General features: G+C 75.2%; 12 protein-coding genes and 1 pseudogene. 12 read left to right on the plus strand and 1 reads right to left on the minus strand.

Features of this window, described 5'->3' with window-relative positions:
* The first annotated feature begins 9 nt into the window (after nucleotides 1-9).
* From IEZ12_RS24540 to IEZ12_RS24590, 11 genes are all read left to right on the plus strand, one after another.
* Entirely contained in the window at nucleotides 10-1,065 is a 1,056-nt protein-coding gene (locus tag IEZ12_RS24540; protein ID WP_189274719.1) for a radical SAM protein, read from the plus strand.
* A gap of 46 nt (nucleotides 1,066-1,111) precedes the next feature.
* On the plus strand, nucleotides 1,112-1,786 hold the full coding sequence (locus tag IEZ12_RS24545) for an iron-containing redox enzyme family protein (protein WP_189274721.1): 675 nt from the start codon (nucleotides 1,112-1,114) through the stop codon (nucleotides 1,784-1,786).
* A complete protein-coding gene (locus IEZ12_RS24550) occupies nucleotides 1,783-2,031 on the plus strand; it encodes an aroma-sacti cluster domain-containing protein (protein ID WP_189274723.1) in 249 nt (82 codons plus the stop codon). Before IEZ12_RS24545 ends, IEZ12_RS24550 begins: the two co-directional genes overlap by 4 nt.
* Nucleotides 2,018-5,086 (plus strand): adenylate/guanylate cyclase domain-containing protein, encoded by a 3,069-nt coding sequence (locus IEZ12_RS40150; RefSeq protein WP_268250264.1) that lies wholly within the window; start codon nucleotides 2,018-2,020, stop codon nucleotides 5,084-5,086. Before IEZ12_RS24550 ends, IEZ12_RS40150 begins: the two co-directional genes overlap by 14 nt.
* Nucleotides 5,086-5,940, plus strand: a complete 855-nt coding sequence (locus IEZ12_RS24560) for a S8 family peptidase (protein ID WP_189274726.1) — start codon at nucleotides 5,086-5,088, stop codon at nucleotides 5,938-5,940. Before IEZ12_RS40150 ends, IEZ12_RS24560 begins: the two co-directional genes overlap by 1 nt.
* 40 nt (nucleotides 5,941-5,980) lie before the next feature.
* Nucleotides 5,981-6,556 (plus strand): GAF domain-containing protein, encoded by a 576-nt coding sequence (locus IEZ12_RS24565; RefSeq protein WP_229847915.1) that lies wholly within the window; start codon nucleotides 5,981-5,983, stop codon nucleotides 6,554-6,556.
* Nucleotides 6,557-6,667: 111 nt separating this feature from the next.
* Nucleotides 6,668-6,829, plus strand: coding sequence for a hypothetical protein (locus IEZ12_RS24570; protein ID WP_189274727.1), 162 nt, complete (start codon nucleotides 6,668-6,670; stop codon nucleotides 6,827-6,829).
* A gap of 96 nt (nucleotides 6,830-6,925) precedes the next feature.
* Nucleotides 6,926-7,087, plus strand: coding sequence for a hypothetical protein (locus tag IEZ12_RS24575; RefSeq protein ID WP_189274730.1), 162 nt, complete (start codon nucleotides 6,926-6,928; stop codon nucleotides 7,085-7,087).
* A 107-nt stretch (nucleotides 7,088-7,194) separates the two neighbouring features.
* Nucleotides 7,195-9,777, plus strand: coding sequence for a class III lanthionine synthetase LanKC (lanKC, locus tag IEZ12_RS24580; RefSeq protein WP_189274732.1), 2,583 nt, complete (start codon nucleotides 7,195-7,197; stop codon nucleotides 9,775-9,777).
* 4 nt (nucleotides 9,778-9,781) lie between these two features.
* A complete protein-coding gene (locus IEZ12_RS24585; RefSeq protein ID WP_189274734.1) occupies nucleotides 9,782-11,062 on the plus strand; it encodes an MFS transporter in 1,281 nt (426 codons plus the stop codon).
* Between the two features lie 54 nt (nucleotides 11,063-11,116).
* On the plus strand, nucleotides 11,117-12,211 hold the full coding sequence (locus IEZ12_RS24590) for a helix-turn-helix transcriptional regulator (RefSeq protein WP_189274736.1): 1,095 nt from the start codon (nucleotides 11,117-11,119) through the stop codon (nucleotides 12,209-12,211).
* Here the strand turns inward: IEZ12_RS24590 and IEZ12_RS24595 are convergent.
* Complete coding sequence (locus tag IEZ12_RS24595; RefSeq protein WP_189274738.1) at nucleotides 12,195-12,902, minus strand: TetR/AcrR family transcriptional regulator; 708 nt, start codon at nucleotides 12,900-12,902, stop codon at nucleotides 12,195-12,197. The genes IEZ12_RS24590 and IEZ12_RS24595 overlap by 17 nt on opposite strands.
* 93 nt (nucleotides 12,903-12,995) lie before the next feature.
* Between IEZ12_RS24595 and IEZ12_RS24600 the strand changes: the two are divergent.
* A pseudogene (locus IEZ12_RS24600) lies at nucleotides 12,996-13,806 on the plus strand (aldo/keto reductase); the annotation flags it as partial.

The following is a 13,806-nucleotide window of genomic DNA, read 5'->3' on the forward strand; positions in this document are numbered from 1 at the left end:
GGGACGGACGTGGAGCTGTCGGAGATCCTCGACCTGCGGCCCGAGCCCGCCGGCGGCCTGCTGGTCGCACTGACCCGGCGGTGCCCGCTGGCGTGCGCGCACTGCTCGACCGACTCGTCGATGGACTCCCCCGACCACCCGGACCGCGAACGCCGCGCCCAACTGCTGCGCTTCGTCCGCTCGTTCACACCCGGGTCGCGGCCGGACGTGGTCCTGCTGACCGGCGGCGAGCCACTGCTGCTGCCGGGCCTGGCGTACGACCTGACGCGCGCCGCGCAGGACGCCGGGGCGCGGGTCTCGCTGCTGAGCGGGCTGTTCTTCGCCCGCGGCGGCGGGCGGATCCCCGCGCCGATCCTGCGGACGATCACCGCGCTCGACCACTTCTCCGCCAGCCTGGACGCCCCGCACGAACGCGAGGTGCCGCGCGCGGACGTGTTCCGGGTACTGGCGCAGGCGCTGGACGCGGGCGTCCCCGTCAGCCTGCACCTGACCGGCGCCGGCCCCGACGACCCGTACCTCGCGGACGCGACGGCCGCGGTGCTCCGGGAGTTCGGCGACCGGGTGCCGATGCTGGTCAACGAGGTGCGCGCGGTCGGCCGCGCCACCACCGGCCGGACGGCGACCGGCCCGGGCGGGCCGTGCGCGATGGCCGCGTGGCCCACCGTCGCCCCGGACGGCACGGTGCTCGCCTGCTGCAACCAGCGCACCGTGGACGTCCGGCCCGCCCCGCCGCACCTGACGCTCGGTCACATCGCGGAGGACGACTGGCCGACCGTCCGCCGCCGCACCCTGGACTCGCCCCGGCTGCGCCTCATCCGCGCCCTCGGCCCGGACCAGCTGCGCGTCCGCAGCGGCGCCGGCCCGGCCCCGAGCGGCTACTGCGCCGGCTGCCGCGCCCTCCCGCAGCAGCCGGGCCCGGACGACGCCGCCGCCGCGGGCGCGGCCGGCCGCCTGCTGGACCAGCTCTCGGCCGCCCGCCTGCGCGCCCAGGGCCCCGCCGCCCTGCTGCGCCGCCACGGCTGCGCCCCGTACGCCCACCTGGTCCGACCCGGGGGGACGGCATGAGCGTTCCGCCCCCGCACGGGCCGCGGACCCGCTCCGGGGGCACCCCGTGAGCATCCCGTTCTCCCGTGCGTTGAACGCCCGGCTCGCCCTGGTCACGCCCGCCCTGCACCGGGCGAGCGCCCACCTATGGCGTCCGGACGGCGACCTGACGAGGCGCTACCTCCGCTACCTCTGGGCGATGCACGCGCTGACCACCGCGTCCGTCCCGCTGCTGGAGTGCGCCGCGGCGGCCTGCGCGCGGCTGGACGACCCGTGGGCGCCGTCGCTGGCCGCGTACTTCACGGAGCACGCGAAGGAGGAACGGGGCCACGACGCCTGGCTGTTGGCGGATCTGGTCGCGGCCGGGGAGCCGGTGGGGCCGGAGCGCCCGTTGGCGCCGCCGCTGGTGGTGGAGTTGGCGGGCGCGCAGTACTACCGGATCGCGCACCGGCATCCGGCCGCGCTGCTGGGCTACCTGGCCGTGCTGGAGGGCCAGGCGCCGTCACCCGTGCTGGCGGGGGCGCTGGCCGCCCGGACGGGGCTGCCCGCGGCCGCGTTCCGCACCGTGCGCGATCACGCCCACCTGGACACCGAGCACCTGGCCGAGGTCGAACGCCAGCTCGACCGGCTGCCGTTGACGTCCGACCAGCAGACCGAGGTCGCCGTCAGCGCCCTGCACACCGCGGGCATCCTCGCCCGGCTCTTCCACCAGCTCGCCGCGGACACCGGAGGACAGCGATGACCGACCACCGCACCGACCGCACCAACGGCTCCGACCGCACCGACGGCGCCGACCCCGGCCCGGCCCTGGCCGCGCTGACCGCCGCCGGGTTCGACCTGAGCGGCCTCACCGAGGAGCAGCACGCCGTGCTCCGTTCGCTCACCGATCAGGAACTGGCCCTGCTGGCCGACCTCAAGGGACGGCTGGAGGAGGCCGGGCCGGAGGTCCAGGGACATGCGGAGGTGGCGGGCGGTGCTCTCTTCTGACGCGTTCGGCGCCGCCCCGGGCCCGGCCGGCGGCCGCTGCCCGGGCTGCCACCGTCCGCTGCCCGCCGAGGCCAGGTTCTGCGCGGCGTGCGGGACCGCGCGGGCCGAGCTGCGCGGCCCCACCACCGCCGGCCGCAAGATCGTCACCGTGCTGTTCTGCGACCTGGTCGGCTCCACCGCGCTGTCCGGGACGCTCGACCCGGAGGCACTGCGCGGGGTGACGCTGCGGTACTTCGACGCGATGCGGGCGGCGATCGAGGAGCACGGCGGGACGGTGGAGAAGTTCATCGGGGACGCGGTGATGGCGGTTTTCGGGGTGCCGTCCGTCCGCGAGGACGACGCCCGGCGGGCGGTGGCGGCGGCGCTCGGCATGCTGGCGGCGCTGCGGGCCCTCAACGAGGAGCTGGACGCCGAGCTGGGCATCCGACTGGCCATCAGGATCGGGGTCAACACCGGCCGGGTGGTGACCGGTTCGGACGCGTCGGCGCGGCAGGCGCTGGTCTCCGGCGAGGTGGTGAACGTCGCCGCCCGGCTGGAGCAGAACGCCGCCCCGGGCGAGGCGCTGCTCGGCCCCGACACCCTGCGGGCGGCCGGCCCGGGCGTGCGGACCGCCGAGGTCGGGCCGCTGCAGCTCAAGGGCAAGGCGCAGGCGGTGGCCGCACACCGGCTGCTCGGCCTGGACCGCGGCACGCCCGACAGCCTCCGGGTCGACCTGCCGTTCGTCGGTCGAAAGCCCGAACTCTCCCTGCTGGAACGGGAGTTCACCAAGGCTGCGGAGCGCCGCTCGGCCCGGCTGCTGGTGCTCGGCGGCGAACCCGGCCAGGGCAAGACCCGGCTGCTGCGCCACTGGCTGGGGAGCGCCGGCGCACGACGGTTCGGCGCGGGCCGCTGCCGCCCGCCCGGCGAGCGGGCCGGCCTCCAGCCGCTGGCGGACGCCGTCACCTCGCTGCTCGCCAGGTCGCCCGACCGTCCGCACCCGCCCGGCCTGGACGTCCTCGCCCAGGGCCTGCTGGCCGACGGCACGCCCACCCCGTCGCTGGAGGACACCGGCGCGGCGCTGGTCGAGGTGCTCGCCGCGCTGGCCGACCCGGCACCCGTGGTGCTGGTGGTCGACGACGCGCACTGGGCGGCCCCGCTGCTGCTCGACCTGCTGGACCGGGTGGTCGCCGCCCTCGCCGACGCGCCCGTGCTGGTCGCCGTGCTGGGCCGCCCCGAACTGCTGGACGTCCGCCCGGCCGGCGCGCACCGGGTGCTGACCCTCGGCGGACTGCCCGACGCGCAGGCGCTGCGCCTCGCCCGGGCGCTCTCCGACGCCCCGCCCGCGCACCTGCTGGAGCGGGCCGGCGGCAATCCGCTGCACCTGGAGCAGCTGCTCGCGGCCCCGGCGGGCGCGGGCGGCGACGGGGTGCCGCTGACCCTGCAGACGCTGATCGGGGCCCGGCTGGACGCGCTGGACCCGGCCGAGCGGCGGGCCGTCGACCTGGCGTGCGTGCTGGGCCGGGAGTTCGCCGCCGCCGAGCTGGCCGCGCTGGACACCGGCGGGCCGGACCTGTCGGCGGCGCTGCGGCGCCTCGTCCGGCACCGGCTGGTGGTGTCGGACGGCGCCTCGTTCCGGTTCGCCAGCGGCGTGGTGCAGGAGGTCGCGTACGAGTGCCTGTCCAAGCAGGGCCGGGCCGAGCGGCACGAACGGGCGGCGGCGCTGCGTTCGGTGCGCGCCGCCGGACCGGCGGCCCTCGGCGGCCACCTGGAGCGCGCCCACCGCTACCGGGCCGAGCTGGGCCTGACCGGCGCGCGCACCGAGGGCCTGCGGCGGGCGGCCGCGTCGTCGCTGGCCGAGGCGGGCGCGCGGGCGGCGGCCCGCACCGACCCCGGCTGGGCGGTCGACCTGCTGACCCGGGCCACCGGCCTGCTGCGCCCGGGCGAGGACGGCCGGCTCCCGGCCGCCCGGCGGCTCGGCGAGGCGCTGCTCGCGCTGGGCCGGATCGAGCCCGGCCGGGCACTGCTCGCCGAGGTCGGCGCGAGCGTCGAGGACCCGGTGGAGGCGGCGCACGCCCGGCTCAGCCTGGCCGCCGTCGGCCAGCAGCGGGCGCCCGCGCCGGTGGCCCGGCAGACCCTGCCGGTGTTCGAACGGGCCGGCGACCAGTTGGGCCAGGCCCGGGCCTGCCTGCGGCTCGCCCAGCAGGAGCAGACCGACGGGCGGCACGCCGCGGCGACCCGGCTGCTGGCCCGGGCGCTGCGGCACGCGGAGCGCTCCGACGGCGAGCAGGAGCGGGCGTCGGCCCTGGGCGCGATCGGCGTGTCGCTGTGGCGCGGCCCCGTCCCGGCGCCGGCCGCGGTGGCCCGCTGCCGGGAGCTGCTGGCGGCGCAGGGCCGCGGCCGCCGGGCGGTGCGGGTGACGCTGAACTGCCCGCTGGCGGTGCTGCTGGCGCTCGGCGACGACGAGGCCGGCGCGGCGGCCTGCCTGGCGGAGGCCGGGAACCACGCCGAGCGCCTGGGCTACGCGGAGGCGGCGGCGTTCCTGCCGCTGTTCGGTGCGACGGTGGCCGCGCTCGGCGGACGGCCCCGGGAGGCGCTGGAGCTGCTGACCGCGGCGGCCGCGGCCGCCCGGGAGCTGGGCGGGGGCGCCCTGCTGAGCGGTGCGCTGCTCGACACGGCGCGCCTGCACCTGGACCTGGGCGAGCGGGCGCCGGCCCGGGCCGCGCTGGCCGCGCTGGAGGAGGAGCGGGCCCGCACCGGCGAGCGGCTGTCGTTCGCGGCGGTGGCGGAACGCGACGGCCTGCAGGCCCGGCTGGCGGCCACCGGCCGCGACCGGGACGCGGCGCTGAAACTGGCCCGCGGCGCGGTCGCCGAGGCCGGCCGGACGGACTCGCCGATCCTCCAGGGCCTGGCCGCCGCCGACCTGGCCCGCACCGCCGCCCTGCTCGGCCTGGACCGGGAGCGCGCCTCGGCCGCCGCCTCGGCCGCCGGCCGCTTCACGGCCAAGGGGCACGGCCCGGGCGTGCGGCTCGCCGAGGCCCTGGCCGACCACCACCCCCGCAGAGAGGCAGTCTCCTGATGACGACCCTGCCCGACGCCGCGCCCCCGCGCGGCCTGACCTGGCGCCTCACCGGCAGGACGCCCGAGGACGTCCGGACGGAGGCGGACGCCCTCCCCGACCGCCCCACCCCGGGCGCCCTCGTCGGCGGCTCGGGGCGGGGCGTGCGGGTCTGCGTGGTCGACTCGGGGGTGGACGCCACGCATCCCCTGGTCGGCGGGGTGGCGAGTGCGCACGTGGTGCGCAGGTACGAGGACGGGGCGATCCGGGTCGATCCGCTGAAGGCCGATGATCCGGGCGACCTGTGCGGCCACGGCACGGCCTGCGCGGGCATCGTGCGGCGGGTCGCGCCGGACTGCGAGCTGCACAGCGTCCGGGTCCTCGGCGAGCGGTTCACCGGCCGCGGCGACGTGCTGCTGGCGGGGCTTCGCTGGGCTGTCCGGCAGGGCTTCGAGGTGATCAACCTGAGTCTGTCCACCACCCGCACCCGGTACTTCGAGGACCTGCACGCACTGGCCGATGAGGCGTACTTCGGGAGCAGCGTGGTCGTCGCCTCCGCCCACAACACCCAGGTGGAGAGCTTCCCTTGGCGTTTCTCCTCGGTGGTCTCGGTGGGCAGCCACCCGGTGTCCGATCCCGACATGCACCTGTACAACCCGGAGCCGCCGGTGGAGTTCTTCGGCCCCGGTGTCGACGTCGAGGTGGCGTGGCTCGGCGGCGCCACCCTGCGCAGCAGTGGCAACAGCTACGCGACGCCGTTCGTCGCGGGCCTGTGCGCGCGGATCCTGTCCGAGCGGCCGCGGCTGACGCCCTTCCAGCTGAAGCACGCCCTGTACCTGTCCGCAGCGAACGTCCATGTCGGCGGTTCCCGGTGAGCGCCGGCCCGCACGTCGTGAGAAAGGGACCGTGGTCGAGATGACCCAGCCAACCGCCCCCGCCGCGCCGTCGACCGATCCGGTGGTGGCGGAGCTCCTGCAGTCGGTGGTCGATGTGGCCCGCGCCATCTTCGGCGCCCAGGCCGGCTCGATCATGCTGCTCGACCACCAGTCCTTCGAGCTGGTCTTCCAGGCGGTGTCCGGCCAGGGGCAGGAGTTCCTGATCGGCCGCCGCTTCCCGGCCGGCCAGGGCATCGCCGGCTGGGTGGCCGGCTCGGGCGAGCCGATGATCGTCGACGACCTGCGCCGCAGTGCGACCTTCGACCACGAGACCGCCGAGTCCACCGGTTACGTGCCGGACGCCCTGATGGCCGCCCCGCTCGTCCACGACGACCGGGTGCTCGGCGTCCTGGAGGTCCTGGACCCGGCCCCGGGCCCCACCAGGGCCGGCCTGCCGGAACTGGAGCTGCTGGCCCTGTTCGCCCGCCAGGCTGCCGTGGCCCTGCGGGTGGCCGTGGACAGCTCCGCGACCGTGCCGGCCGCCGAGGAACGCGACCGGGCGGTACGGCTGCTGGCCGAGGTGCAGCGACTGATCGGCGACCGCGCCGACTGGTGAAGCACCGGTTGTACCGACCCTGAACCGCACTCGTACCGAATCTGAAGTTCCCCCAACTAGCTTTGTTTCAGCGGCAGTTGCCGCCGCAAAGTCTACCGACGGGAGATCACCGTGAGCATCAACCCCACCCCCGAGGACAACGCGGCCGAGGTCGAGGCCGTGCTCTCCCTCCAGGAGGCGCCCACCGCCGAGACCCCGGACGACGTGGAGGCGCACATCAGCTCCGTCAGCGTCGACCACTGCGCCAACGAGGGCACCAAGGGCCGGATCTGACACCCCGCCGGTCGGGCCCGCCGATTTCGGCGCGGTCCGACCGGCCTTTGTCCGAGCCACAGTTCGCGCTTCAGAAACGCAGGACGGGAGACCACGATGAGCAGCAGCCCCGAGGACCGAACCGCCGAGACCGAGGCGGTCCTCTCCCTCCAGGAAGTGCCCACCACCGAGGACCAGGACGACGTCCAGGCACACATGAGCGCCACCAGCGTCCACTTCTGCGACCCCCGGACCGCAACCGAGACCGAGGCGTTCTAGCAGCTCACTGCGCGTGCCCGTACCGCCCGGCGGTACGGGCACGCACCACCGTTGTCTCGCACCGCCGTCGGGGCGGGCGGGCCGTCACCACCCGACAGGAGACGTTCATGGCCGACGCGCTGGCGGATTTCACCGTCGCGGACCCGGAGTACTACGCGCCGCTGGCGAGCGCCGCAGCGGAGGGCGATGTCCTCGCGCCGAGCAGGCCCGCCGACGGTTGGCGGGGATCCGTCGGCGGGATCTGGACCATGTGGCGCCGGGAGGGCATGCCCGTCATTCCCGACGACGGCTGGAAGGTGCACGTCTCGGCGCGCCGCACCCGCCTCGCCGCGGTCCTCGACACGGTCGCCGAGATCTGCTTCGCCCAGGACGTGGCGTTCAAGCACGCCGCCACCGACCGGATGTACTGGTGGCTGCACCGCAAGCACGCCTCCCGGCCGCAGAGCGGCAAGTTCATCGCCGCGTACCCGGTCGACGTCGAAGCCGCCCGCCGGCTGATGGAGGCACTGCGGGAGGCGCTCGACGGCGAGCAGGGACCGCTGATCCTCTCCGACCGCCGCTACCGGGGCAGCGCCACCGTCCACTACCGGTACGGGGCGTTCCGGGGCCGCGACCGGGTGGAGGCCGAAGGCACGTACACGCAGTTGACCCGGGACGGCAACGGCGAGCCGATACCCGACAAGCGCGGTGTGTCCTTCCACCTCCCGGAGGGCATCACCGACCCGTTCACCGAAGCGAAGCCCGGGCCGGCCGCGCGCGCCGAGGGCCCGGTCGTGCTGCACGGCTTCGCCATCGAGACGGCGATCGTCCACTCCAGCGGCGGCAGCACCTACCAGGGGCTGGAGACCTCCACCGGCCGCCGCGTCTTCATCAAGGAGGCCCGCCCGCACCACGGGCTGAGCGGTGGCGAGGCCGACGCGGTCGCCCGCCTGCACAACGAGTGGAAGACGCTCACCGCGCTGCACGCGCTCGCCCCGGGGCTGGCCCCCGAGCCGATCGCCCAATTCGGCGCGGGTGGACACGAGTTCATGGTCACCGAGTTCATCGAGGGCAAGGCGCTGAGCCATCTCGCCCCGACCAGCCACCCCCTGCTGATGGCGGGCACCGGCCCGAAGGAGTACGCGGCCTACTACGCCCGCTGCGAGCGCGTGATCACCGCCCTCGATGACGCCCTGGACCGCCTGCACGAGCTCGGCTGGACGTTCATGGACCTCAGCCCGTCGAACGTGATGGTCACTGCCGAGGACGGCATCCGGCTGATCGACTTCGAAACCGCCTTCGGTCCGGGCGAGATCCTGTTCCGGATGGGCACGCCGGGCTTCTACCCTCCCCGGGAGGTCGTGGAGCGGGACGGCCGCACGGCGTACGACGACTACGCCCTCAGCGCGGTGGTCCAGAGCCTGCTGGGCTCCGTCGTCCACGCCGCCGGACGGACCCCGGACGTGATCCCGCACCTCCACCGCGACCTGACCGAACGGGCCCCCGTCCCCGACGCTCTCTGGAAGCGCAGCACCCGCTACCACCGGCCCGCCGACGCCCCGGCACTGCCCTCGCCCGAAGAGGTCGCCGCCGACCCACTGCGGCACCTCACCGACCTGCGCGAGGCCGTCGCCACCGGAATTCTGGCCGCGGCCGACCCGGAGCACCCACTGCGGACCTTCCCGACCGTCCCGCCGGGCTACTCCACCAACACCCTGTGCGTGGTCCACGGCGCGGCCGGTGTGCTGCACGCGCTGCACCGCTGCGGCATCCCCGCACCCGAGGGCGCGCTGGAGCGGCTGCGCCGCGACGCCCTCGCCGCCGCCTCCGACGGGAAGCTCGCCCCGGGTCTGCACATCGGCCTGGCCGGCATCGCCTGGGTCCTGGCGGAGCACGGACTGCCGGAGGAGGCCCGCACCCTGCTGGACGCCGCTGACGCACACCCGCTGGTCGAACAGAGCGCCACCCTGTTCGGCGGCGCCGCCGGTCTCGCCATGGGCCACCTCGCACTGCACCGCCGCACCGGCGACGCCCACCACGCCGAACGCGCACACGCCCTGCTCGCCGCACAGCCCGACGGCGAGGAGCTGGTGCCCCGGCTCGGCCGCGACGACGCCACCGGGTTGCTGCACGGGCGCGCCGGACTGGCCCTGGCCTACCAGCAGTTCGCCCAGATCACCGGCGACACCTCGCTGCTCGCCCGGGGCGTGCGGCTGCTGCACGCCGAACTCGACCGGGCCACCGACCCGGATGCCGCGGGCCTGCTGTTCCCCGTCTCCACCGAGGACAAGCGCGCCATGCCCTACCTGTACTGCGGATCCGCCGGCCTGGTCCACGTCGCCACCCGCTACCTTCGCACCGCCGACGACGAGCGCCTGCGCGAGGCGATGCCGCGCCTGCTCGCTCCGCTGCACGGCACCTACACGGTGCTGCCCGCCCTGTTCGTCGGCACCGCCGGGTACGCGTTCACGCTCGCCGAGCACGGTCTCCTCGCCGACGACGAAACCTCCCGGACCGCGGCCGTCCGGGCCGCCCGCGCCCTGTACAAGCACGCGGTGCCGTACGGCGACACGGTGCGCTTCCTCGGGATGGGCCTGCAGCGGTTCAGCACCGAACTGTGGTCCGGCTCGGCCGGCGTCCTGCTCGCCCTCGACCAGGTCCTGAACCCCCGCGCCGACCTCCTGTTCACCCTCGACGCCCCGGCGGAGTGAGCCCGTGGCCCGCGATCTGACGCTGTACTGGTGGGGGCAGACCGCCTCCACCGTCGGCTCCCTCTTCACTGCCGTCGCCCTGCCGGTGGTGGCCGTCGTCCACCTCGACGCGTCCCCCGGTCAGATCTCGTTGATAGGCGCAGCAGCCACCCTGCCGGCCCTGCTGTTCGGCCTGCCGGCCGGCGTGCTGGCCGACCGGATCGCCCGGCCCCGCCGCGCCCTGATCCTGCTCGACACCATTTCCGCGCTGGCGATCGCCGTGGTGGCCGCCGGGCTGGCGGGCGACGTGGTGTCGATCCCGTGGCTGATCGCCCTCGCGCTGGTGTCCGGCTCGGTGTCGGTCGTCACCGAGGTGGTCTACTTCCTGCACCTCAACCAGGTCGTCGAGGCCGGCGGACTCACCAAGGCCCGGGCCCGCCTGCAGAGCGGGCAGTTCGGCGCGGGGCTGATCGGGCGGCTGGCGGCCGGCCCGGCGATCGTCGCGTTCGGCACCGCGACCGCGCTGGCGATCGACGCCGTCAGCTACCTGCTCAGCGCCGCCGTGCTGCTCGCCATGCGCCCCGCCGCTCCGCTGGAACGCATCCCGCGCTCCGGGCGGACGACCTTCCTGCGGGACGCGCTGGCCGGCGGCCGGATCCTGTTCGGCAACCGTTTCTACCGGGCGCTGATGCTGCTGCTGACCGTGCCGATCTTCACCGGCGCGGGCACCGGCGCGCTCGGCGGCATCTACCTGCTGCACACACTGCGCGTCCCGACCGGCGTGTACGGCCTGGTCGGCATGGTGGCCGGGCTGCTCGGCCTGCTCGGCTCCACGCTGGCCGGCCGGATCCTCTCCCCGCACCGCGATGCCCGTCGCGTCATCGTCCTGTGCTACGCCGCGAGTTCGCTCTGCGCACTGCTGTACCCCGCCGCAGGCGGTCCGCTCCCGCTCGCCCTGGTGGTGGCCGGGCTGGGCATCGGTGTGCCGGCGCTGTTCGGCGCCGTGTCCAACGTCGCGCTCAGTCCGGTGCTGGTCGCCGAGACCAGCGAGGAGGCCCTCGGCCGGGTCACGGCGACCCTGCACGTCTATGCCGGCGCACTGGGCCTGCTCGGCGCGCTCGCCGGCGGTCTGCTGGGCGACCGACTCGGCGTCCGCCCCGCCATCTGGACCCTCGCCGGCGCCTCCGCGCTGGTCATGCTGCTCACCGTCCCGACGGCCCTGCGCGCGATCCGCGCCGCACCGTTCCGCCCCGAACCGCCGGAGCGGACCACGGCCCCCGCCGAGGAGTCCGCCGCCACCCAGTGAGCATCCGCGCACACACCGTCGCCACACCCCGAACACAAGTGCTACCGTCCGCCCATGGGATTACGCGGACCGCAGCGCGCCACCGCGCGCGCAGCGATCGAAGGCCTGCGCGAGCTCACCGCTCCCGGCCTGACGAACAGTCAGATATTTCGTCGTGCCGATGAACTCCTGCGCCCCGTCCTGGAGTTCGACGCGGTCTGCTGGCACACCAGCGACCCGGCCACGGGGCTGGTCAACTCGGTGCAGAGCGACGACCTCAATCTCGGCCAGTTCCAGGACGCGGTATATCTGGAGGTGTGGGCGGACGACCTGGCCACCTTCCCGAAGATCCGGAACAGCGGGGTGCACGCGGAGACGTTGAGCCGGGCCAGCCGGGGTGCGCCGCAGCAGAGCATTCGGTTCCGGGAGCAGATCTCCCGGTACGGCTTCGGGGACGAGTTGCGCGCCGTGTTCGACGCGGCCGGCGGCATGTGGGGGTGCGCGGCGTTCATGCGGGCCGCCGACCGCGGCCCGTACCCGGCGAAGCAGCGTGAACTCGCGGACTCCGCAGCCAAGTTGCTCGGGCAGGCGCTGCGCGCCAGTCACATCCCGTCGGCCGCGCCGGGCCCGGCCGATCCGGCGCCGGCGGTGTTCCTGCTCGACCGGCACAACCGTCCGCGGGCGCTGTCCGGCCCGGCGGAGGAGTTGCTGGCCCGGCTCGCCGATCCGTCGCCGACCTCGCTGCGCGTGCCGACCGCGATCGCGATGGCCGCCGAGCACGCCCGGCGGGCCGCGCACGGCCTGCCCACGCCGCACGTCCCGGTCCGGATCCGGACCCACGACGGCCACTGGTACCTGCTGCACGCCGCGACGCTGCGCGACACCCTGCCCGCGGATCCGGCCGCCGACGAGGTCACCGTGGTCGCCTCACCGGCCTCCCCGGCGCAGGTCATTCCGCTGCATCTGGCGGCGTACGGCCTCACCGGCCGCGAACAGGAGGTCGCGCTGCTGCTGATCCGCGGCGCGGACACCCGCGAGGTCGCGCAGCGCCTCGCGATGACGCCCTACACCGTGCAGGACCACCTGAAGTCGGTGTTCACCAAGACCGGCGTCAGCCGACGGCAGGAGCTCACCGCCCTGATCATGCTGGCGCTCAACTCTCCGGGCTGACGTCCGTCAGGCGGCGCAGCCACTCGCGCAGCAGGGAGGTCTCGGCGGCGGTGAAGCGGTGCGGCCGCTCGGGCAGCGTGGCGTCCAGGGCGATGGCGAGGGCGGCAGGGGTGGACACCTCCGCGGCGGGGGCGCCGGTGATCGCGGCGAGGACGGTCTCGCGCATCCGGATGGAGAGCGCGACGTCGCGGGTGGCGGGCGGCTCGGCGATCAGGGTGAGGGTGACGCCGAGGGCGGTGGCGCGGATCATCCGGGCGGCCGTCGGGACGGGCACCAGCAGCCGGCCGGCCCGGGCGACGCGCTCCAGCATCGTGGCGAGCACCCGTCCGGACCGCTCGGCGGCCTCGGCGGCCTCGCCGGAGCGGTCGGAGCTGTACATCAGCGGATAGAAGGACGGGTGGGTCAGGCCGAATTCGACGTGCAGGTCCCAGCCGCGGCGCAGGTCGTCGACCGGGTCGGGGCCGGGCGTGCGGGAGGTCTTCTCGGCGAGGTAGCGCTCGAAGCCGTAGTTCACCACGGCGTCGATCAGGCCCTGCTTGTCGCCGAACAGCCGGTAGAGGGTCGGGGCCTGGACGCCGGCGGCGGCGCCGACGGCGCGGGTCGACATGGCCTCGCTGCCGCCCTGCGCGAGGAGTTCGGCGGCGGCGGCGAGGATGCGCTCGCGGGGGTCGGGGGCGGCGTCTGCGTTCATGTGGAGCAACGTTACCGGATTCTTGTTAGCAGCGAATTATCGGTGCTACGGTTTTCTCGACAACGCCGCTAAAGAGCGAACGGGGAACCTCCCATGGACACGCGCACCCTCGGCACCGACGGACCGGTCGTCTCCACCCTCGGCCTCGGCCTGATGGGCATGTCGGACGCCTACGGCGCGGCCGACGAAACCGAGTCGATCGCCACCGTGCACGCCGCGCTCGACGCCGGCATCACCCTGCTCGACACCGGCGACTTCTACGGCGCGGGCCACAACGAACTGCTGCTGCGCGACGCCCTGCGCGGCCGCAGCCGCGACAACGCCGTGATCAGCGTCAAGTTCGGCGTCCAGCGCGACGCGCTCGGCGCGATGCTCGGCATCGACACCCGCCCGGCCGCCGTCAAGACCTCGCTCGCCTACTCGCTGCGCCGCCTCGGCACCGACCACATCGACATCTACCGCCCGGCCCGGCTCGACCCGGCCGTCCCGATCGAGGAGACCGTCGGCGCGATCGCCGAGCTGGTGCAGGCCGGACTGGTCCGCCACATCGGCCTGTCCGAGGTCGGCGCCGAGACGCTGCGCCGCGCCCACGCCGTCCACCCGATCGCCGACCTGCAGATCGAGTACTCGCTGCTCTCCCGCGGCATCGAGTCAGAAATCCTGCCCACCGCCCGCGAGTTGGGCATCGGCATCACCGCGTACGGGGTGCTCTCCCGCGGTCTGCTGTCCGGCCACTGGAGCCGGCAGCGGGAGATCGGCGCGCGCGACTTCCGCAGCCACAGCCCGCGCTTCCAGGGCGAGAACCTCGACCACAACCTGGCCCTGGTCGAGGCCCTGCGCGCCGTCGCCGACGCCAGGGGCGCCACCGTCGCCCAGGTCGCCATCGCCTGGGTCGCCGCCCGGG

This window comes from Kitasatospora griseola (assembly GCF_014648555.1).
In the GTDB taxonomy this organism is placed as follows: Bacteria; Actinomycetota; Actinomycetes; order Streptomycetales; family Streptomycetaceae; genus Kitasatospora; species Kitasatospora griseola.